17 protein-coding genes are annotated in these 18,737 nt (G+C 68.8%); 10 read left to right on the top strand and 7 right to left on the bottom strand.

Annotated elements, in window-relative coordinates; genetic code table 11:
* Positions 1-47 precede the first annotated feature (47 nt).
* Complete coding sequence (locus DFP85_RS05980; protein ID WP_133635391.1) at positions 48-611, top strand: type 1 glutamine amidotransferase domain-containing protein; 564 nt, start codon at positions 48-50, stop codon at positions 609-611.
* A gap of 71 nt (positions 612-682) precedes the next feature.
* On the opposite strand, the gene DFP85_RS05975 is transcribed toward DFP85_RS05980, so the two are convergent.
* On the bottom strand, positions 683-2,665 hold the full coding sequence (locus DFP85_RS05975; protein WP_133635390.1) for an alkaline phosphatase D family protein: 1,983 nt from the start codon (positions 2,663-2,665) through the stop codon (positions 683-685).
* Positions 2,666-2,785: 120 nt separating this feature from the next.
* Here DFP85_RS05975 and DFP85_RS05970 point away from each other — a divergent pair, with 120 nt between their 5' ends.
* The 6 genes from DFP85_RS05970 to DFP85_RS05945 all read left to right on the top strand — a co-directional run bounded on the left by DFP85_RS05970 (position 2,786) and on the right by DFP85_RS05945 (position 8,489).
* Positions 2,786-3,352, top strand: a complete 567-nt coding sequence (locus DFP85_RS05970) for an NnrU family protein (protein WP_133635389.1) — start codon at positions 2,786-2,788, stop codon at positions 3,350-3,352.
* Positions 3,353-3,508: 156 nt separating this feature from the next.
* Complete coding sequence (locus tag DFP85_RS05965) at positions 3,509-4,624, top strand: substrate-binding domain-containing protein (protein ID WP_133635388.1); 1,116 nt, start codon at positions 3,509-3,511, stop codon at positions 4,622-4,624.
* A 26-nt stretch (positions 4,625-4,650) separates the two neighbouring features.
* Complete coding sequence (locus DFP85_RS05960; RefSeq protein WP_133635387.1) at positions 4,651-5,799, top strand: ABC transporter ATP-binding protein; 1,149 nt, start codon at positions 4,651-4,653, stop codon at positions 5,797-5,799.
* Positions 5,792-6,679 carry an ABC transporter permease gene (locus tag DFP85_RS05955; protein ID WP_133635386.1) on the top strand — a complete coding sequence of 296 codons (888 nt, stop codon included), beginning with the start codon at positions 5,792-5,794 and terminating at the stop codon, positions 6,677-6,679. Before DFP85_RS05960 ends, DFP85_RS05955 begins: the two co-directional genes overlap by 8 nt.
* A 65-nt stretch (positions 6,680-6,744) precedes the next feature.
* A complete protein-coding gene (locus tag DFP85_RS05950; protein WP_424955081.1) occupies positions 6,745-7,533 on the top strand; it encodes an ABC transporter permease in 789 nt (262 codons plus the stop codon).
* Between the two features lie 38 nt (positions 7,534-7,571).
* Positions 7,572-8,489: a cation diffusion facilitator family transporter gene (locus DFP85_RS05945; protein ID WP_133635384.1), complete on the top strand. Its 918-nt coding sequence runs from the start codon at positions 7,572-7,574 to the stop codon at positions 8,487-8,489.
* A 6-nt stretch (positions 8,490-8,495) separates the two neighbouring features.
* On the opposite strand, the gene DFP85_RS05940 is transcribed toward DFP85_RS05945, so the two are convergent.
* From DFP85_RS05940 to DFP85_RS05930, 3 genes are read right to left on the bottom strand one after another with little or no spacing between them, the layout of a single operon-like run.
* The gene (locus tag DFP85_RS05940) at positions 8,496-9,848 is read right to left on the bottom strand and encodes a sensor histidine kinase (protein WP_133635383.1); all 1,353 of its coding nucleotides are present in this window, start codon (positions 9,846-9,848) and stop codon (positions 8,496-8,498) included.
* Complete coding sequence (locus DFP85_RS05935; protein ID WP_133635382.1) at positions 9,845-10,516, bottom strand: response regulator transcription factor; 672 nt, start codon at positions 10,514-10,516, stop codon at positions 9,845-9,847. Before DFP85_RS05935 ends, DFP85_RS05940 begins: the two co-directional genes overlap by 4 nt.
* Positions 10,513-10,869, bottom strand: coding sequence for a PepSY domain-containing protein (locus tag DFP85_RS05930; RefSeq protein WP_133635381.1), 357 nt, complete (start codon positions 10,867-10,869; stop codon positions 10,513-10,515). The genes DFP85_RS05935 and DFP85_RS05930 overlap by 4 nt, the downstream gene beginning before the upstream one ends.
* 110 nt (positions 10,870-10,979) lie before the next feature.
* Between DFP85_RS05930 and DFP85_RS05925 the strand changes: the two genes are divergently transcribed.
* Positions 10,980-11,447 carry a PepSY domain-containing protein gene (locus DFP85_RS05925; protein WP_133635380.1) on the top strand — a complete coding sequence of 156 codons (468 nt, stop codon included), beginning with the start codon at positions 10,980-10,982 and terminating at the stop codon, positions 11,445-11,447.
* A gap of 96 nt (positions 11,448-11,543) precedes the next feature.
* Here DFP85_RS05925 and DFP85_RS05920 read toward each other — a convergent pair whose 3' ends face one another.
* The 3 genes from DFP85_RS05920 to DFP85_RS05910 form a co-directional block, all read right to left on the bottom strand.
* On the bottom strand, positions 11,544-13,199 hold the full coding sequence (locus DFP85_RS05920; protein WP_133635379.1) for an FMN-binding glutamate synthase family protein: 1,656 nt from the start codon (positions 13,197-13,199) through the stop codon (positions 11,544-11,546).
* A gap of 87 nt (positions 13,200-13,286) precedes the next feature.
* Complete coding sequence (locus DFP85_RS05915) at positions 13,287-14,078, bottom strand: TSUP family transporter (RefSeq protein WP_133635378.1); 792 nt, start codon at positions 14,076-14,078, stop codon at positions 13,287-13,289.
* Between the two features lie 28 nt (positions 14,079-14,106).
* Positions 14,107-15,009: a LysR family transcriptional regulator gene (locus DFP85_RS05910; RefSeq protein ID WP_133635377.1), complete on the bottom strand. Its 903-nt coding sequence runs from the start codon at positions 15,007-15,009 to the stop codon at positions 14,107-14,109.
* Positions 15,010-15,187: 178 nt separating this feature from the next.
* On the opposite strand from DFP85_RS05910, the gene DFP85_RS05905 reads away from it, so the two are divergent.
* Positions 15,188-16,699 (top strand): CoA-acylating methylmalonate-semialdehyde dehydrogenase, encoded by a 1,512-nt coding sequence (locus DFP85_RS05905; protein WP_133635376.1) that lies wholly within the window; start codon positions 15,188-15,190, stop codon positions 16,697-16,699.
* Positions 16,700-16,800: 101 nt separating this feature from the next.
* The gene (locus tag DFP85_RS05900) at positions 16,801-18,459 is read left to right on the top strand and encodes a GMC family oxidoreductase (protein ID WP_133635375.1); all 1,659 of its coding nucleotides are present in this window, start codon (positions 16,801-16,803) and stop codon (positions 18,457-18,459) included.
* Positions 18,460-18,737 lie beyond the last annotated feature (278 nt).

Genomic DNA, 18,737 nt, shown 5'->3' with positions numbered 1-18,737 from the left:
GCCCGTCCGTGTGGGTCAGCCGATTATCCGCCAACAAGGAGGTCATCATGAGCCAACAGGTCGACGGCAAGCGTGTCGCCATCCTGGCCACCCACGGTTTCGAGGAGTCGGAACTGGCTGTACCCAAGGCCAAGCTCGATGCCCAGGGCATCACGGTCGACGTGGTCTCGCCCGAGACCCGAGGCATTCGTGCCTGGGCCGAGAGCGACTGGGGCGAGACCTATGAGGTCGACAAGTCCCTCGATGAGGCCAACTCCACCGACTACCACGCCCTGGTGCTGCCCGGCGGGCTGTTCAATCCGGATGCCCTGCGCCAGGATGAGCGAGCCCTGGCCCTGGTGAGGCATTTCTTCGAGGCCGGCAAGCCGGTAGGCGCCATCTGCCATGCGCCCTGGATCCTGATCAACGCCGAGGTCGTCGAAGGGCGTACCTTGACCTCCTATCCCTCGGTGAGGAAGGATCTCGAGAATGCCGGGGCGCACTGGGTCGACGAGCGGGTCGTGGTCGACAACGGCCTGGTCACCAGTCGCACGCCGAAGGACCTGGATGCCTTCTGCCATACGCTGGTCGAGGAGATCCACGAGGGGCGTCATGCCGGTCAGACGGCCTGAGGCAGCTGCCCCGTGACGCGGCGAGGTCACGGGCCCCGGCCAATGTGAGCGCCTCGCGTCGTGCTGTCGGGCTACGGTGCTCGCGGTCCGGCGGACGACTTGCCGGAGCGTCGGTCGCCCGAGGCCCCCGGCGGCGGAAACACCACGTCGAAGCCGCGGGCGTCAAGCTGGCGGATGTCGCTCGGACGTCCCTGGTCGTCGAGCTCCACCAGGCCGATGCCGGTGCCGTTCCAGAGCCGCTCACCGGCCCTGGCGCGGTCCGGGTCCCGTGGCGTGATCATCATTCGCCGGCGCTTTGTGAACCAGTTGAGCGGCGAGCGGGGGGCGTAGAGCCAGCGGTTCAGGCGATCGAACCAGTCGAGCAGGGTGTCGGGAAAGGCGTTCTTGATGCCGCTGGAGGTGATCTGCCAGATCCTCGGTCCCTCGCGGCGCTGGCGGATGTGGATGTCGTAGGCGAAGGAATAGTGCACGTCGCCGGAGAGGATCACATAGTGCCCCGGGGTGCGCGAATGGCGGAAGATGTTGAGCATCACGCTGGCCGCGCCACGATGGGCCATCCAGTTCTCGGCGTCGACCAGCAGGGGCTTGCCGGCCAGGGTGAAGAGCCGCTGGATGGTCTCGATGAGCTTGACGCCGAACATCGGGGCCGGCGAGACGATCACCACCGATGTCGTCCCGAGGATCTGCTGCTGCAGTTCCGACAGCGCTTCCCAGTCCATGAGGCCGGAGGGGCGCTTCGGGCTGCGTTCGCTGCGCCAGCGCCGGGTGCGGGTGTCCAGCACCAGAAGCTTCGGCTCGCCCTCGACCTCCACCTCCCAGCCCTGGAAGCGCAGCAGCCGTTCGATGACGGCGTCCTGCTCCTCGGCGGGCAGCCAGCCCTCGCGGCTGGCTGCCAGGTCGAGCAGTTCGGCGGTCTCGCCCAGCGGCCCGGCCAGGCGGTCCGGGTCGTTGCCCCAGCCCTGGCAGAGCAGGTAGGCGAGCAGGGCGTTGCCGATGATCCGCCGCGAGAAGGGGTGCCCGTAGGCGGTGCGCTCCCAGTCCGCGGTGAGGTTCCAGTCGTCGGTGATGTCGTGGTCGTCGAAGATCATCAGCGAGGGCAGGTGGGCCATCACCCGGGCGGCGGCGGGCAGCCCGTCGGCGAAGCGCTCGATGACCGCCCGTTCCTCGCCGAAGCGCGCCGCGTGCGTCTCGTCCAGCGTCGGCTCGGAGATCTCGACCAGCCGCCAGGGCACCGGCGACCAGGCCAGCAGGTACATGGCGATGACCTCGGCGAAACTCATCAGGTGGTTGTGGGCATTGGCCGAGGTGAAGACCGGCTTGCGTACCCCGCCGAAGAAGCGCTCGCGCAGGTCCTCGCTGCTTTCGATATCCGGCAGCAGCGCCTCGCGTCGGTAGTAGGTGGCGGCGTCCGTGTAGAGGGCCTGGCTGTCGGCCACGGTGGCCCCCTCCAGGGTCTCGTCGAACAGGCCAAGGCGGCGGATCAGCGCGTGGACGGCCACCAGCATCGGGCCGGCGACGTCGTCGGCATAGACCTGGTCGCCGGTCATCAGCAGCCAGGCGGGCCAGGCCTCGGGGGTCTCCCGGCGCTCGGCCAGCCAGGCATCGGCACGCACCAGGCCGTCGGGGCCATCGTGGTGGGGCCGGCGGCAAGAGCCATGCAGCAGGCGGCGGTGGCTGTCGGCCAGCACGAAGGCGGGATGCGTGGTGCCCTCGTGCAGCAGGTGGGGCGCCCAGTCGGCGATGCTACGCTCGCCCCCGTCCTCGCCCCCGTCCGGGGCGATCTTCAGGTCGTAGTCGATGCGCACGCCGCGGGGCAGGGGCGTGTCGAGGGGCGCGTCGATCAGGTGCAGCCAGGCATGCCGGCCCAGCGGCAGCCGCTGCAGACGGCGCGCGTTGAGCGTCAGGCGGCGCGGCGGGTGTCCAGCAGGGTGCAGCATCAGGCCGAGCTCGAGGGGCCGCGAGCCCACCAGCCAGATCACCAGGCGCTCCGCGCTCAGGCGCCGCAGGAGGGGGCCGGCGAGGACCTCGGGCAGGGGGGTGGTGTCTCGTGACATGGCAATCCTTTGCGTCGCGGGTGCCGTGGCGGTCGACGGCACTGGTCGTGAACAGGTCAACAGACTAGGCTGGCGGCGGTTTCGTTCCACTTTGCCCTTTCCCTGATGGAGACTTCCACCATGACCGTGATGCTGCTCGGCCTGTTGATCTTTCTCGGCGTGCACTCGGTGCGCATCCTGGCCGACGACTGGCGAAGCGCCCAGATCCAGCGAATCGGCGAGCTGCCCTGGAAGGCGGCCTATTCGGTGGTCTCGATCATCGGCCTGGCGCTGGCGATCTGGGGCTACGGCCAGATGCGCCTGGATCCGGTGTGGGTCTGGCAGCCCCCGGTGGGCCTGCGCCATGCCGTCTCGCTGCTGATGATCCCCGCCTTCGTGCTGCTGGTGGCGGCCTATGTGCCGGGCAACCACCTCAAGGCCAGGCTGGGTCATCCGATGATCCTGGCAGTGAAGCTCTGGGCCTTCGCCCACCTGCTGGCCAACGGCCGGCTGGGCGACATCGTCTTCTTCGGGGCCTTCCTGGTATGGGCCGTGTTCGACTTCCGCGCGGCCCGTCGTCGTCCCCGGCCGGAGAGCGCCGCCCCGGGCATGGCCGGCACCGTCGCCACCGTGGTGATCGGCCTGGTGGCCTACTACCTCTTCGCCTTCCACCTGCACGCCTGGGTCACCGGCGTGCCGGTGATGTGACCCCGGCGCGGCGACGGGGCCCTCCTCCCGGCTGGGCCTTTCCCTATATGGTGCTACGCTGATTGAGTCGACGCTGAACCGTCATCGGCGGGTCATGGCGTCGTCACCTCGCCGCGCGATAACGGGGTGCGTCCCAGCCACCATGGAGAGCTCGTCATGTCGTTCACACGTCGCCGTTTCCTCAAGGGCAGCCTGGCCGCCGGGGCCGTGGCCAGCGTGCCGTCCTTCTACGTCAACACGCTGCTGGCCCAGGAGCAGACCCTGCGCATCTACGCCTGGGCGGGCTACTTCAACGACCGGATGCTGGCGGACTTCACCGAGAAGACCGGCATCAAGGCCACCTTCACGCCCTACGGCACCAACGACGAGCTGATGAACTCGCTGCGCGCCAGCGACGGCAGCGGCTTCGACGTGATCATGCCCACCGTGGACCGTGTCCCCGGCTATCTCGACTACGACCTGATCCAGCCGCTGGACACGTCGCGCATCGACTGGAGCGGCGCCCTGGACAGCGCCATCGAGGGCTCCGAGACCGGCGGCGTGGTCGACGGCAAGCGTTACTTCGCGCCCAGCGACTGGGGTACCGAGGCGATCACCTGGCACCGCCGCTTCGCCGACGTCGACCGTGCCAACCTGAGCTACGCCGACCTGTGGAATCCGGAGCATGGCCAGGGCGTCACCGTGCGCGGCCACTCGGCGCTGGTCGGCATCGGCCTGTGGCTGGAGCGCGAGGGCCGGCTGCCGCACCCGCTGCTCGACTCCTACCAGAGCGAGGAGGCGATGCGTGCCAACTTCGACGTCATCCTGGAGGAGGCGGTCAAGCACAAGTCCATGCTGGTGCAGTTCTGGAACACCGAGAACGAGGCCCAGGCCGCCTTCCGCACCAACGGCGCGATCATCGGACAGACCTGGGACTCCACGGCCTTCCGCCTGCAGCAGGAGGGCGAGGAGATCGCCTACGGCGCGCCCAGGGAAGGCGCCCTGGCGTGGATGGAGGGCTTCGTGATTCCCCGCAACGCCCGGAACCCGGATGCCGTCTACGAGCTGATCAACTGGTACTACACCCCCGAGGCGGGCGCCATGTTCGTCGAGGCCACCGGCTACAACTCCACCTCCAAGGGCGCCACCGAGCTCTTGCCCGAGGCGACCCGCAACTTCTTCACCGAGTCCTACACCGAGGAGGACCTGGCCAACCTCTGGTGGTGGCCGATCCAGGAACCCTGGTACGTGGCGCTGCGCAACGAGTACCAGGATCGCTACCTCTCCGCCTGACGGACATGCCCGACCGCGAGGTGACCATGGACGGCAGTGTCCGCCTGGAGGAAGTGGTGATGCGCTTCGGCGACTTCACCGCCATCGACACGACGACGCTCGAGATCGGCTCGGGGGAGTTCTTCAGCTTCCTCGGCCCTTCGGGCTGCGGCAAGACCACCCTGCTCAACATGATCAGCGGCTTCCTGACCCCCAGCGAGGGGCAGGTGCTGATCGGCGGCGAGCCCATGGGTGGGGTGCCGGTGAACCGCCGTCCCACGGCGATGATCTTCCAGAACCTGGCGCTCTTCCCGCTGATGACGGTGTACGAGAACATCGAGTTCGGCCTGGAGGTGCGCGGGGTCGACCGCAAGGCGCGCCGCGAGGCCTCCGAGCGGCTGCTGGCGCTGGTGGCCCTGGAGGGCAGCGGGCCGAAGCGCATCGGCGAGCTCTCCGGGGGCCAGAAGCAGCGGGTGGCCATCGCCCGGGCGCTGGCCGTGGAGCCGCGGGTTCTGCTGCTCGACGAGCCGCTCTCGGCGCTGGATCTCAAGCTGCGCCAGCACATGCGTGCCGAGCTCAAGGCGATCCAGCGCAAGACCGGCATCACCTTCATCTACATCACCCACGACCAGGGCGAGGCGTTGACCATGTCCGACCGGGTGGCAGTGATGTCGGCGGGCCGCATCCAGCAGGTGGCCGACCCGGTGACCCTCTACCGTTCGCCGGCCACCGGCTTCGTGGCGGCCTTCGTCGGCGAGAACAACCGGCTTCAGACGACGCTGATCGAGCGCCAGGGCGAGCGGGTGCGCCTGGACGGCGGAGCGCTGGGCGAACTGGCCGGCCGAGTCACGGCGGAGTCCCAGCTGCAGCGCGGCGACCCGGCGGCGCTCTACATCCGCCCCGAGCACCTGCGCCCGGTCGAGGAGGGGAGCGCCGGGCCGACACTCGCGGCCACCCTCGAGGCGGTGCACTTCGAGGGTGCCTGGGTGGTACTGGAGGCGCGCCTGGACGCCTCCGGCGAACTGCTCAGGGTGCAGCTGGGCCACGAGATCTCCCGGCAGTACACCGATGCCCTGGTCGCGGGGCGTCGCATGAGGTTCGGCTATGATCCCGACGATGCGGTGGTGCTGCCCGAGGATGGCAGCCCGCGGGTCGACGAGGCGACCGGCGAGGTGGTGGAGGCCGGCCATGTTTAGGCAGCTCGCTGCGCGTTTCGGCGGCCCGCTGGCCATGGCGATCCTCGGCCTGCTGGGTATCTGGTTGATCGTGATGGTCACCCTGCCGCAGCTGCAGATGATCGACTACTCGCTGCGTCCCAACCTGCTGCCGGCCCAGCGCGGCGGCCTACAGGACGGCTGGACGCTGACCAACTATGCCACCCTGTTCGCCAACGACATCCACCGGGCGATCTTCTTCAAGACACTGTGGTCCAGCGTGCTGGTGACCCTGCTGACGCTTGCCGTGAGCTATCCGCTGGCCTGGTACCTGGCCAAGGTGGCCACCCCGCGGCAGGCGGCGCTGTGCATCCTGTTGCTGATCATTCCCTTCTGGATCAACGAGATCCTGCGTACCTACTCGTGGTTCATCATTCTCGCCTTCCGCGGGCCGCTCAACGAGGTGCTGATGATGCTGGGGCTGATCGACCGGCCGATCCGCTTCCTCAGCGGTGACGCCGGGGTGATGGTGGGCATGGTCTACGCCTATATCCTGTTCATGGTGTTCCCGGTCTACAACGCCATCGAGAGCCTCGACGACAACCAGGTGCGGGCCGCGAGGGACCTGGGGGCGGGGACGCTGCGCACCCATCGGCGCATCGTTATCCCCCACGCCAAGCCGGGAATCGCCACCGGCTGCATCATGACCTTCATGCTGGCGGCGGGCAGCTACGCGGTGCCGGCGCTGCTCGGCTCGCCGGGCAGCCGCTGGTTCACCCAGATCATCTACAACTGGTTCTTCGAGGGCGGCAACTGGAACCAGGGGGCGGCCTACGCCTTCCTGCTGCTGGTGCTGTGCATCGGCTTCATGTCGCTGGTCATGAAGGTGTTCAAGGTAGGCCTGGGGGACATCGCCAAGTGATGGACTGGGCCAAATGAGGATCTGGGCCAAGTGACGGGGGGCCGTGCGTGAGCTCACAGCGACTGATGACCCTGGGCCTGCGTTTCTACGTGGTGGTGTTCTTAGCCTACCTCTTCCTGCCGCTGCTGGTGATGGCGGCGGCCACCTTCAACGACAGCCGCTTCCCCACCGTGACCCCCTGGGACGGCACCACCCTGAAGTGGTTCGGCGAGCTCGCCGCCGACGGCGGCATGTGGCAGGCACTGGGCAACAGCGCCATCGTCGCCGTCGGGGTGCTCTGCCTGGCGGTGCCCATCGGCATCGCCACCGCGCTGTTCCTCAATACGGTGCAGAGCCGCGCCAAGCCCTTCCTCTATGCGCTGATCCTCTCGCCACTGCTCACCCCGGGCGTGATCATCGGCATCTCGACGCTGATCTTCTGGCGCCAGCTCGGGGTCGGCGGCGGCATCTTCCTCACCGTGCTCGGCCAGGCCACCTTCATCGCCGCCTACGTGATGCTGATGGTCACCGCGCGGCTGCAGCGCTTCGACCGCACCATGGAGCGCGCCGCCCTGGACCTGGGCGCCAGCCAGTGGCAGATGTTCCGGCGCATCCTGCTGCCCTACCTGAAGCCGGCAATCCTCTCGGCGGCGGTGATCGCCTTCCTGCAGTCCTTCGAGAACTACAACACCTCGCTGTTCGTGGTGGGCTATGACACCACCCTGACGGTCTACATCGCCTCCAAGGTGCGTACCGGCCTCACGCCGGCAGTCAACGCCCTGGGGCTGATCCTGATACTCGTCACCGTGCTGCTGGCCGTGGCCTACGAGCTCAAGCGGCGCCGCGAAGCCGCTCGCCTCGTGAAGGGGGTGTGACCCCTGCGGTATGCTGGGAGCCTGGCAAGGGAGGGCTCATGGCTCACGATCACGACCATTCGCATCACGCCGGGCAGGACAGCCAGCGCCGGCTGGCCTGGGCGATCCTGCTCACCGGTGGCTTCATGGTCGCCGAGGTGGTGGGGGGTATCCTTTCCGGCTCGCTGGCGCTGCTGGCCGATGCCGGCCACATGCTCACCGACACCGCTGCCCTGGCGCTGGCCTGGTTCGCCGCGCGCATCAGCCGCCGCCCGGCGGACGAGAAGCGCAGCTTCGGCTACCACCGGGTGCAGATCCTGGCCGCCTTCGTCAATGGCCTGACGCTGATCGCCATCGTGGTGTGGATCCTCATCGAGGCGATCCGCCGGCTGCTCTCGCCGGTTGAGGTGATGGGCACCCCCATGCTGGCGATCGCCGCCCTGGGGCTTGTGGTCAACCTGGTGGTGTTCGCCATCCTGCACGCCGGCGACCGCGACAACCTCAACATCCGCGGGGCTGCCCTGCACGTGCTGGGGGACCTGCTGGGCTCGGTGGCCGCCATCGTCGCGGCCCTGGTGATACTCGCTACCGGCTGGATGCCCATCGACCCGCTGCTCTCGATGCTGGTGGCGCTGCTGATCCTGCGCAGCGCCTGGAAGCTGACCCGGGAGTCCGGCCATATCCTGCTGGAGGGCGCCCCGGACGAGCTGGACGCGGCGACCCTGCGCCGCGAGATTCCCGAGCAGCTCGAGGCAGTCTGCAACGTGCACCACGTGCATGTCTGGTCGCTGACCCCGGGACGCCACCTGGTCTCGCTGCATGCGGCCATCGAGGAGGGCGAGGATCGCCAGGCCGCCCTGGTGGCGATCCGCAGCCTGCTGGTGGAGCGCTATGGCCTGGACCATGCCACCATCCAGCTGGAGAGTCGGCACCAGTGTGCCGACGAGCCCGAGGAAGGCGCAGGCCACCAGGGCTGAGCCGGGTCATTCGGCGGGCTGGAAGGGGCGGTCGGGGAGCCAGACGCGCACCGCCAGGCCGCCGAGGCGCGCGCGGGCGAGCTCCAGCCGGCCGCCATTGAGCTTCACCAGGTCGGCCACGATGGCCAGGCCCAGGCCGTTGCCCGGTCGCTGCTCGTCGAGCCGGGCGCCACGGGCCAGAGCGGCCTGGCGCTGGGCCTCGTCCATGCCCGGCCCGTCGTCCTCGACCTCCAGCCAGCTCCCCCCGGCATCGCTGCCGCCGCGTATCTCGACCCGGCCCTCGGCCCAGCGCAGGGCGTTGTCCAGCAGGTTGCCGACCAGCTCCTGCAGGTCCTGGGCCTCCATGCGCACGCGCATCCCGGCCGGCAGGTCGTGGCGGAGGGTGATGCCGCGTCGTTCGGCGAGGCGGCCAAGCCCCGCGAGGATGGGGTTGAGCACCTCACTTGCGGCGACCCGCGGGGCCAGGCCGGCGTCCCCAGCCGCCGAGGCGCGGGCCAGGTGGTGGCGAACCGCGGCATCGATGCGCGCCAGTTCGTCACGGATGCGCGTGCGCCGCGGCTCCTCGATGCCGTCGGCCAGGGTGGTCAGCACGCTCACCGGGGTTTTCAGCGCGTGGGCCAGGTTGCCCGCGGCGTGGCGCGCATGGGTCATCAGTCGCCGGTCGCGGTCCAGCACCCCGTTCATGGCCCGGGCCAGGCGCGCGAGCTCCGGCGACAGGCGGGTATCGAGGCGCTCGGCCTCGCCGCTCTCCACCTGCTGCAGGTCGGCCTGTACCCGGCGCAGCGGGGCCAGGCCCCAGCGCACCTGCAGGGCCAGGGTGGCCAGCAGCAGCAGCCCCAGGCCGACCAGGAAGAGCGTGACCAGCCGGGTGAAGCGGGCGAGCTCCGCGTCCAGCGCTTCCCGGGAGACGGCCACGCTGACGTGCAGCGGACCGTCCAGGGGGGCCAGGCGGATATCGCGCTCGATGACGCGCAGCGGGGTCCCGCGCGGGCCTGCCAGGTCACGAATCATCACCTGGCGGTGGGAGCGCACCGGCAGGCGCTGGTCCCAGAGCGAGCGCGAGGTCAGCACCCGCTCGCCGCCGTCGCTGATCTGCCAGTACCAGCCGGAGAGGGCCTGCTCGAAGCGCGGGTCGCCCAGCGAGCGCTCATGCACCAGCCGCTGCTCCGTCGGCTCCCAGGCGAGGCCGGCGACCACCACGTTGAGCAGGGCCTCCAGGCGCTCGTCGAAGGCGCCCGTCGCGGTGGTGCGGAAGTAGTGGGAGAGTCCCGCGCCGGCCAGCGGCAGGGCGATCACCAGGGTCAGCAGGGTCGCCAGCAGCAGGCGACTGGCCAGCGACAGCCGCCGCAGCCGACTCATGACGCCTCGTCACCCCCGGCCAGGCGATACCCCTGGCCACGGTGGGTCTGGATGCGCGCGGCACCGAGCTTGCGGCGCAGCCGGCTGATCTGGACATCGATGACGTTGGAGTCCGGCTCGTGGTCGCGGTCGTAGACGTGCTCGGCCAGCTCGCTGCGGCCCACCACGCGGGGCGCGGCATGGGCCAGGTAGGCCAGCAGGCGCGACTCCTGGGCGGTCAGGCTCACCGGGCGGCCGGCCAGGGTGACGCTGCCGCTGTGGGTGTCGAAGGCGAGTTCGCCGATCCTCAGCACCGGGTGGGCATGGCCGTGGCTGCGCCGCACCAGGGCGCGCAGCCGGAACAGCACCTCGGCGGTCTCGAAGGGCTTGGTGACGTAGTCATCGGCGCCGGCCGAGAAACCGGCGGCCTTGTCGGCCCAGCGGGTGCGCGCGGTGAGCACCAGCACCGGCGTGTCGATGGCGTCCTCGCGCCACTGGGCGAGCCAGCGGCTGCCGTCGCCGTCGGGCAGCCCCAGGTCGAGGATCACCGCGTCGTAGGCCTCGGTGCGCACCAGGAAGTCCGCCTCGCCGCCGGTGGTGGCGGTCTCCAGCAGCACGCCCGCGTCACCCAGCGCCTCTTCCAGCGCCTCGGCGAGTGCCCGGTCATCCTCCACCAGCAGCACCTTCATTCCGCGCCATCCTCGCGTCGCATCCCGTTGATGTTCACCCCCTCCATGCCGATCAGCTCGCCACTGGCGGCATCGAACTCGAACTCCACCACCTGGCCCTGGGGGCCGAGCATCTCGACCTCGTAGAGCATCCGGCCATCGTCACGCTCGAGTTCCACCTCGAGTACCTGGCCCGCGTAGCGGGCCTCCAGCCAGTCGAGGATCTCGGGCAGGGGCACGACCCTGCCTTCGCGCACCGCCTGGTGGAGGTCGCGCCACGCCTCGTCCGCCGGCGCGGGGAAGGCGGCCAGCAGGGCGAGGAGGGCGGCCAGCACCGGCAGGCGCAGGCGGGACAGCAGGCGTCGATTCATCATGGCCACAGGGTGCCAGGCCGAACATGAACAGAGCATGAACGCTGGCGTCACCTTGGGGCAAGGTCGCATGGCTTGTAATGGCCTGGCACCCACAGAACGAGGAATGACCCATGCAACGCAAGATGATCCTGACCGCCTCCCTGGCCGCCCTGCTGGGCGCCACCACCCTGGCCCAGGCCGCGGATGATCACCTGGCCACCGAGCGCATCGACGAGGTGCTGGCCCAGGCCGGCGATTTCGGCTTCCAGACCTATGAGGAGATCGAGGTCAAGAGTCGAGATCGCGTGGAGGTCGAGGGCTGGCTCGACGACGAGTGGCAGGCCGAGGTGCGCTTCGACCTGGCCAGCGGCGAGAGCCTCAAGGAGGAGCGCAAGCGTCGCGACGACGGCGCCTGGGGCCTCTCCGAGGCCGAGGTGCGCGACGCCATGGCGCTGGCCGTGGCCGAGGGCATGGCCGAGTTCGAGGAGCTCCAGGTCGACCGCGATGGCCGCGTCGAGGTCGAGGGGGTTGACGCCGACGGCCGCGAGCTCGAGGTCAGGAGCCGGGGCGGCGAGCTGCTCGAGGTGGAGCACGACTGACCCGCTGCCGGGGCGTCCCCCGGCCACTGATTCAGTCGCTGAGAAGAGGGCCCGGCACATGATGTGTCGGGTCCTCTGTCTTGTGCCAAGGGCAGGCTAATAGAGCTTGCTGTTCCTCAGCCTGGCGACCGTCTCGGGTGGGGCAAAGCTGTCGGCGTTGGCGCTCTCCCAGTAGTCGCGGAACACCGGATGGCGGTCGGCACCGCCGGCCAGCAGTTCCCCCGGGGTCAGGCGGTCGTGGAGCTCGGCGAAGCTTTTTACCTCGTGGCGCGAACCCCTGTGCAGAACATGCTCCGGGCCCAACTGGGCGGGATGCAACAGGCCTGCCGCCCCCAGCATCTCGGCCAGGGCCGCGAGGGTGTTGGCGTGGAAGCTTGCCACCCGGTGTGCCTTGGTCGGCACATCCAGGCGGCTGCCGCGCAGGGGGTCCTGGGTGGCCACGCCGCTGGGGCAGCGGTCGTTGTGACAACTCAGGGACTGGATACAGCCCAGCGCGAACATGAAGCCGCGGGCCGCATTGCACCAGTCGGCGCCCAGCGCCATGGCCCGGGCGATGTCGAAGGCGCTGATCATCTTGCCGGCCGCGGCGATATGTACCCGGTCTCGCAGGCCGGCACCCACCAGGGTGTTGTGCACCAGCTGTAGCGCCTCGGCCAGCGGCATGCCCAGGCGATTGATGAACTCCAGCGGGGCGGCGCCGGTGCCACCCTCGCCGCCATCCACCACCACGAAGTCAGGGTGCTCGCCAGTCTCGAGCATTGCCTTGACGATGGCAAACCACTCCCAGGGATGCCCGATGGCAAGCTTGATGCCCACCGGCTTGCCGTCGGCCAGATCGCGCAGTTCGACAATGAAGGCGATCATCTCCCGCGGGGTGGAGAAGGCCAAATGGGCAGCGGGGGAGATGACGTCTTCGCCCTGGGGGACGCCCCGGGTAGTGGCGATCTCCGGCGTCACCTTGGCGGCGGGGAGGATACCGCCGTGGCCCGGCTTGGCCCCCTGAGAAAGCTTGATCTCGATCATCTTCACCGCTTCCTGGCAGGCGTTGATGCGGAAGCGTTCGGGGTCGAAGCGGCCCGATTCGTCGCGACAGCCGAAATAGCCCGAGCCGATCTCCCAGACCAGGTCTCCGCCGCGACGATGGTAAGGCGAGATCGCCCCCTCGCCGGTGTCGTGGTAGAAGCCACCTTCTCGGGCGCCGTCGTTGAGGGCACTGATGGCGTTGGCGGAGAGCGCTCCGAAGCTCATTGCCGAGATATTGAACACGCTGGCCGAGTAGGGGCGGGGGCGGTCTGCCCCCACGGTGATGCGGAAGTCCGCCTTTTCTGGATGAATCGGCGCCAGTGAATGGCTTATCCATTCGTAGCCTGGCCGATTCATGTCGTCAAGCGAGCCGAAGGGCTTCTTGTCACTGATCCCCTTGGCGCGCTGATAGACCAGGCGACGCTGTTCTCGGGAGAAGGGCACCTGCTCGGTGTCGGCCTGAATGAAATACTGGCGAATCTCGGGGCCGAAGGACTCCAGGTTGTAGCGCAGATGGGCCAGGATCGGGTAGTTGCGGCTGACCGTGCGGCTTCGCTGCAGCAGGTCATAGGTGCCCAGGGCGGCGAGCAGGCCGAAGGCGAGCACCCCCCAGGCCCATCGTGGCGAGGAGATGAGCAGGCCGGCCACGCTGAGGGCCAGGCCCAGCAGGCTGAACCCATAGGCGCTGAAGCGCAGTGGTAGCGAGGCGAAGCGTGGCAGGCGAGTCATGACGCACTCCTTGGGGGAATGGGGGCTCATTGCATGGGGGCGCAGGTTTCCTGTCAACGCGCTCGTAAACAGCAGCGTGACGTCGGTTCAGCTGGCGCCGCCGATGGTGCTGAGAAGCCCCATCACGCTGACCAGGATCAGCACCCCACCGAGCACCCGGAAGTAGAGGTTGGTGTGACTGGCGAGCATGTGCCGGTGGGCGCGCTCGCCCAGCAGGTGGCCGACCAGGGCGCAGGGCAGCAGCCACAGGTGGTGGATGAGCTGCAGGTCGACGCCGGCGATCACGAAGGAGACCATCTTGATCAGCACCAGGATGAACCACAGCACGAAGAGGGTATCGCGCAGCTGGCGGGCGGCGACGTGGGTGGCGAAGACTGCGACGATCAGCGGGGCGCCGATCAGCGAGGTGCCGCTGACATAGCCGCCCAGCGCCAGCAGCACTGCGTCCACTACCCGGTTGCGGCTGCGAAAGGGTTTGTCGAGCAGGTAGCCGACCGCATAGACCATCACGATCACGAAGATGATGCTAGTCAGGACGTTGCCCGGCAGGGTCAGCAGGCCGACCACCCCGATCAGCTTGGGGATGATCATCACCTTCATCGCCTTGAGCAGGTAGCGCCAGTCGATGTTGCTCTCGGCTGGCGTCTGGCCGCCGTTGTCGGCCACCAGCTGCCGGTGGCCGCGCCAGGCGATCCAGCTGGAGAAGATCATCAGATGCACGGCGATGATCGGCAGGAAAACCAGCGGCTCGTCGAGCACCAGCAGCAGGAAGGGCAGTGACAGCACGGCGCCGCCGAAGCCCAGGCTGGTACGCACGAACCCGCTCCAGACGAAGATGAGCCCGATCAGGACGAGCTGGGGGATCTCGAGGTCGGCCATCAGGGCGCTCCTTTCCCGTGGGGTGGTGTCATGGTGCCAGCGCCCCCCAGACGCCGCTGAGCACCTCCAGCGCCTCAGTGATCACCGCCTCCTCGCCGCGGTCACGGCGCCAGACGAAGCTGAGCGCGCAGGGCAGGCGCATGCCCTCGGCGACCACCAGGCCGCGCTCCTGGCGCTCGGCCATGGCCAGGGCGTCGCGGGCCAGGCTGAGGCCCACGCCGGCGCGCACCAGGTCGAGCATGCAGGCTTCCTGGTCCACCTGGGCCACGCCGTTGGGCACGATCCCCAGCGGGTCGAGCACGCCGTGCAGGAGGCGGTGGTGGGCGGACTCCTCGGGCGTGGTGATCCACGGCAGGGTGGCGAGCCGGGGCCAGTCGGCGCCGGCCAGGCGGCTGCCCCAGCCGGCCGGGGCGATCACGTGGTAATCGAAGTGGGTGAGCTCGCAGTGGGCGATCTCCGCAATACCCGGCCCCTCGCCGGGCGGCGCCAGGAAGAAGCCGACGTCCAGCTCGCCGCGCCGCACCCACCCCAGCACGGTGCCGCTCATGCCGTGGTGCAGCTCGGTCTCGAGCTGCGGGGCGCGCTCCACCAGGCGACGCAGGAAGGCCCCCAGGCGGATGAACTCCGGATCCACGATGGTGCCAATCTTCAGCCGGCCTCGCAGCGTGCTGTGCAGGGCCCGGGCGTTCTGCTCGAAGGCGGCCATGGCTGCCAGTGCCTTCTCGGCGGCGGGCAGCAGCGCGCGACCGTCGGCGCTGAGCTCCAGCCCCTGGGGGCGGCGCTGGAACAGCGTGAGGCCGAGGCCCGCCTGGAACTGCTTGAGCTTCAGGCTCACCGCGGGCTGGGTCAGGTGCAGGCGCTCGGCGGCGCGGGAGACGCTGCCTTCCCGGGCCACGGTGACGAAGGCACGCAGGGTCTGGAGGTCCTGCACGATGTCGCCTCCTCGTCGTGGAGTGATATCAGCCAAACTTATACGCTGGTTTTGAATTACTCAATTGATCCTGGGGACGATCGGACTAGTCTAGGTGCCAATGGGTTACTTCGGTCACTCCCCATCCCCGACAACGGACGTCCCTCCCCGATTCCGACAACGACGAGACGAGGCCGCCATGAGCACCGCCAGCATCCAGCATTATATCAACGGGCAAATGTCAGCAGGCGAGTCCGGCCAGCACCAGGCCGTGACCAACCCGGCCACCGGCCAGGTGACCGGCCAGGTGGCCCTGGCCTCCCAGGCCGATGTGGCCACGGCCGTGGACGCCGCCCAGGCCGCCTTCCCGGCCTGGGCCGATACCCCGCCGATCCGCCGCGCCCGGGTGATGTTCAAGTTCCTCCAACTGCTCAACGAGCACAAGGATGAGCTGGCGCGGGCGATCACCCTGGAGCATGGCAAGGTGTTCACCGATGCCCAGGGAGAAGTGGCGCGCGGCATCGACATCGTCGAGTTCGCCTGCGGCATCCCGCAGCTGCTCAAGGGCGACTATACCGAGCAGGTCAGCACCGGCATCGACAACTGGACCCTGCGCCAGCCGCTGGGCGTGGTCGCCGGCGTCACCCCTTTCAACTTCCCGGCCATGGTGCCGATGTGGATGTTCCCGGTGGCCATCGCCTGCGGCAACAGCTTCATCCTCAAGCCGAGCCCCTTGGACCCCAGCGCCTCGCTGCTGATTGCCGACCTGCTCAAGCAGGCGGGGCTGCCGGATGGTGTCTTCAACGTGGTGCAGGGCGACAAGGAGAGCGTCGAGGCGCTCCTCGACCACCCCGATGTCAAGGCGCTCTCCTTCGTCGGCTCCACGCCGATCGCCAACCTGATCTACGAGCGGGGTGCCCGCCACGGCAAGCGCGTCCAGGCCCTGGGCGGCGCCAAGAACCACATGGTGGTGATGCCCGATGCCGACCTCGACAAGGCCGTGGATGCGCTGATCGGCGCCGCCTACGGCAGTGCCGGCGAGCGCTGCATGGCGATCAGCGTGGCGGTGCTGGTGGGCGACGTGGCCGACGAGCTGGTGCCGCGCCTGGCCGAGCGGGCGCGCAGCCTGAATGTCAAGAACGGCCTGGAGCTGGATGCCGAGATGGGGCCCATCGTCACCGCCCAGGCTCACCAGCGCATCACCGGCTATATCGAAAAGGGTGTGAGCGAGGGGGCCGAGCTGGTCGTCGACGGCCGTGACTTCGATGCCAGCGGTACCGGCGACGATTGCGCCGAGGGCTTCTGGATGGGCGGCTCGCTGTTCGACCACGTCACCCCGGAGATGACCATCTACAAGGAGGAGATCTTCGGCCCGGTGCTGGCCTGCGTGCGGGTGCCCGACATCGCCACCGCCATCCAGCTGATCAACGACCACGAGTTCGGCAACGGCGTGAGCTGCTTCACCGAGAGCGGCAGCGTGGCCCGCGAGTTCGGGCGTCGCATCCAGGTCGGCATGGTGGGGATCAACGTGCCGATCCCGGTGCCCATGGCCTGGCACGGCTTCGGTGGCTGGAAGCGCTCGCTGTTCGGCGACACCCACGCCTACGGCGAGGAGGGCGTGCGCTTCTACACCAAGCAGAAGTCGATCATGCAGCGCTGGTCGGACTCCATACATGGTGGCTCCGAGTTCGCCATGCCGACGCATAAATAAGACTGACTACCATCGCGCGGGCGAGAGGCGCCGTCGACAGCGTTGCGAGGGGGCGCTGTCGACGGGGAAGTCTCGAGCCTATTGCGACTTGAGTGCACGCCATGGCTGAACAAGAATTCGACTATATCGTGGTGGGCGCCGGCACCGCCGGCTGCCTGCTGGCCAACCGCCTGAGCGCCGACCCGGCCAACCGGGTGCTGCTGATCGAGGCGGGCGGTCGCGACAACTACCACTGGATCCATATCCCGGTGGGTTACCTCTACTGCATCAACAACCCGCGCACCGACTGGTGCTTCCGCACCGAGGCCGACCCCGGCCTCAACGGCCGGTCGCTGATCTATCCCCGCGGCAAGACCCTGGGCGGCTGCTCCAGCATCAACGGCATGCTCTATATCCGCGGCCAGTCGCGCGACTACGACGGCTGGGCCGAGGCCACCGGCGACGACGCCTGGCGCTGGGAGAACTGCCTGCCCGACTTCATGAAGCACGAGGACCACCATCGCCTGGATGCCGGCGGCGATGCCGATGCTGCCCACCGCGACTACCATGGCCACGGCGGCGAGTGGCGGGTGGAGAAGCAGCGCCTCAAGTGGCAGGTGCTCGACGACTTCGCCACCGCGGCCGTGGAGGCCGGCATCCCACGGACCCGCGACTTCAACCGCGGCGACAACGAGGGGGTCGACTACTTCGAGGTCAACCAGCGTTCGGGCTGGCGCTGGAACACCTCCAAGGCCTTCCTGCGCGGGGCCGAGAAGCGCGACAATCTGACCCTGTGGCACTCCACCCAGGTGCTGGGGCTCGAGCTGGGGCGAGGAGGCGAGGCCGGGGGCGGCCAGCCGCGTTGCACCGGCGTGCGCGTCGAGCGCGGCGGGAAGGCGATCACGGTACAGGCCGGTCGCGAGGTGATCCTCTCCGCCGGCGCCATCGGCTCGCCCCAGCTGCTGCAGCTCTCCGGCATCGGCCCGGGCGACCTGCTGCGCGAGCACGACATCCCGGTGGTCCATGACCTGCCGGGGGTCGGCGAGAACCTCCAGGACCACCTGCAGATCCGTTCGGTGTATCGGGTGAAGGGCGCCAGGACCCTCAACACCATGGCCAACTCGCTGGTCGGCAAGGCGGGCATCGGGCTCGAGTACCTGCTCAAGCGCTCAGGTCCCATGAGCATGGCGCCCTCGCAGCTGTGTGCCTTCACGCGCAGCTCCGACGAGTACGCGCACCCCAATATCGAGTACCACGTCCAGCCGCTGAGCCTGGAGGCCTTCGGCCAGCCGCTGCACGACTTCCCCGCGATCACGGCGAGCGTGTGCAACCTCAACCCGACCAGCCGCGGCACGGTGCGCATCAAGAGCGCCGACCCGCGCCAGGCCCCGGCCATCGCCCCCAACTACCTGAGCACCCCCGAGGATCGCAAGGTGGCGGCCGACTCGCTGCGGGTCACGCGGCGCATCGCCGAGCAGCCGGCCTTCGCGAGGTATTCGCCCGAGGAGGTCAAGCCTGGCCTCGAGTACCAGAGCGACGACGACCTGGCCCGCCTGGCGGGGGATATCGGCACCACCATCTTCCACCCGGTGGGCACCACCCGGATGGGGCGCGACGACGACCCCATGGCGGTGGTGGACGCTCGCCTGCGGGTGCGCGGGGTGGCGGGGCTGCGCGTGGTGGATGCAGGCGTCATGCCTACCATTACCAGCGGCAATACCAACTCGCCGACGCTGATGATCGCCGAGAAGGCCGCGGGCTGGATCCTCGGCGGAGCGTAACGGGCGCTTTCCCTCTCGTGTCACGACAATGGCAGGCCTTGGCCTGCCATTGTCGTGACGGCGCAGGTGTTGCCGATGCGGGTTCCCTTGCCGTCGATGGCGCCAGGGTGATGCGCTCGGACGTAGCGGTGATCCGGCCTGCCGGGTCGGGCGTGTCCAGGCGCTTTCTGGTGGGCGGTCACATGGGCGGCAATATTCCTGTCATCCACGGCAAATAGTGTTTGACCTGCGCCCGGCAACGGCGCACTATGCCCGCAGTTGGTTAGCAAGTGGAACAT

This window comes from Halomonas ventosae (assembly GCF_004363555.1).
GTDB classification, from domain to species: domain Bacteria; phylum Pseudomonadota; class Gammaproteobacteria; order Pseudomonadales; family Halomonadaceae; genus Halomonas; species Halomonas ventosae.
The sequence above is the reverse complement of the archived record's forward strand: the minus strand, read 5'-3'. Positions and strand labels throughout refer to the sequence as shown.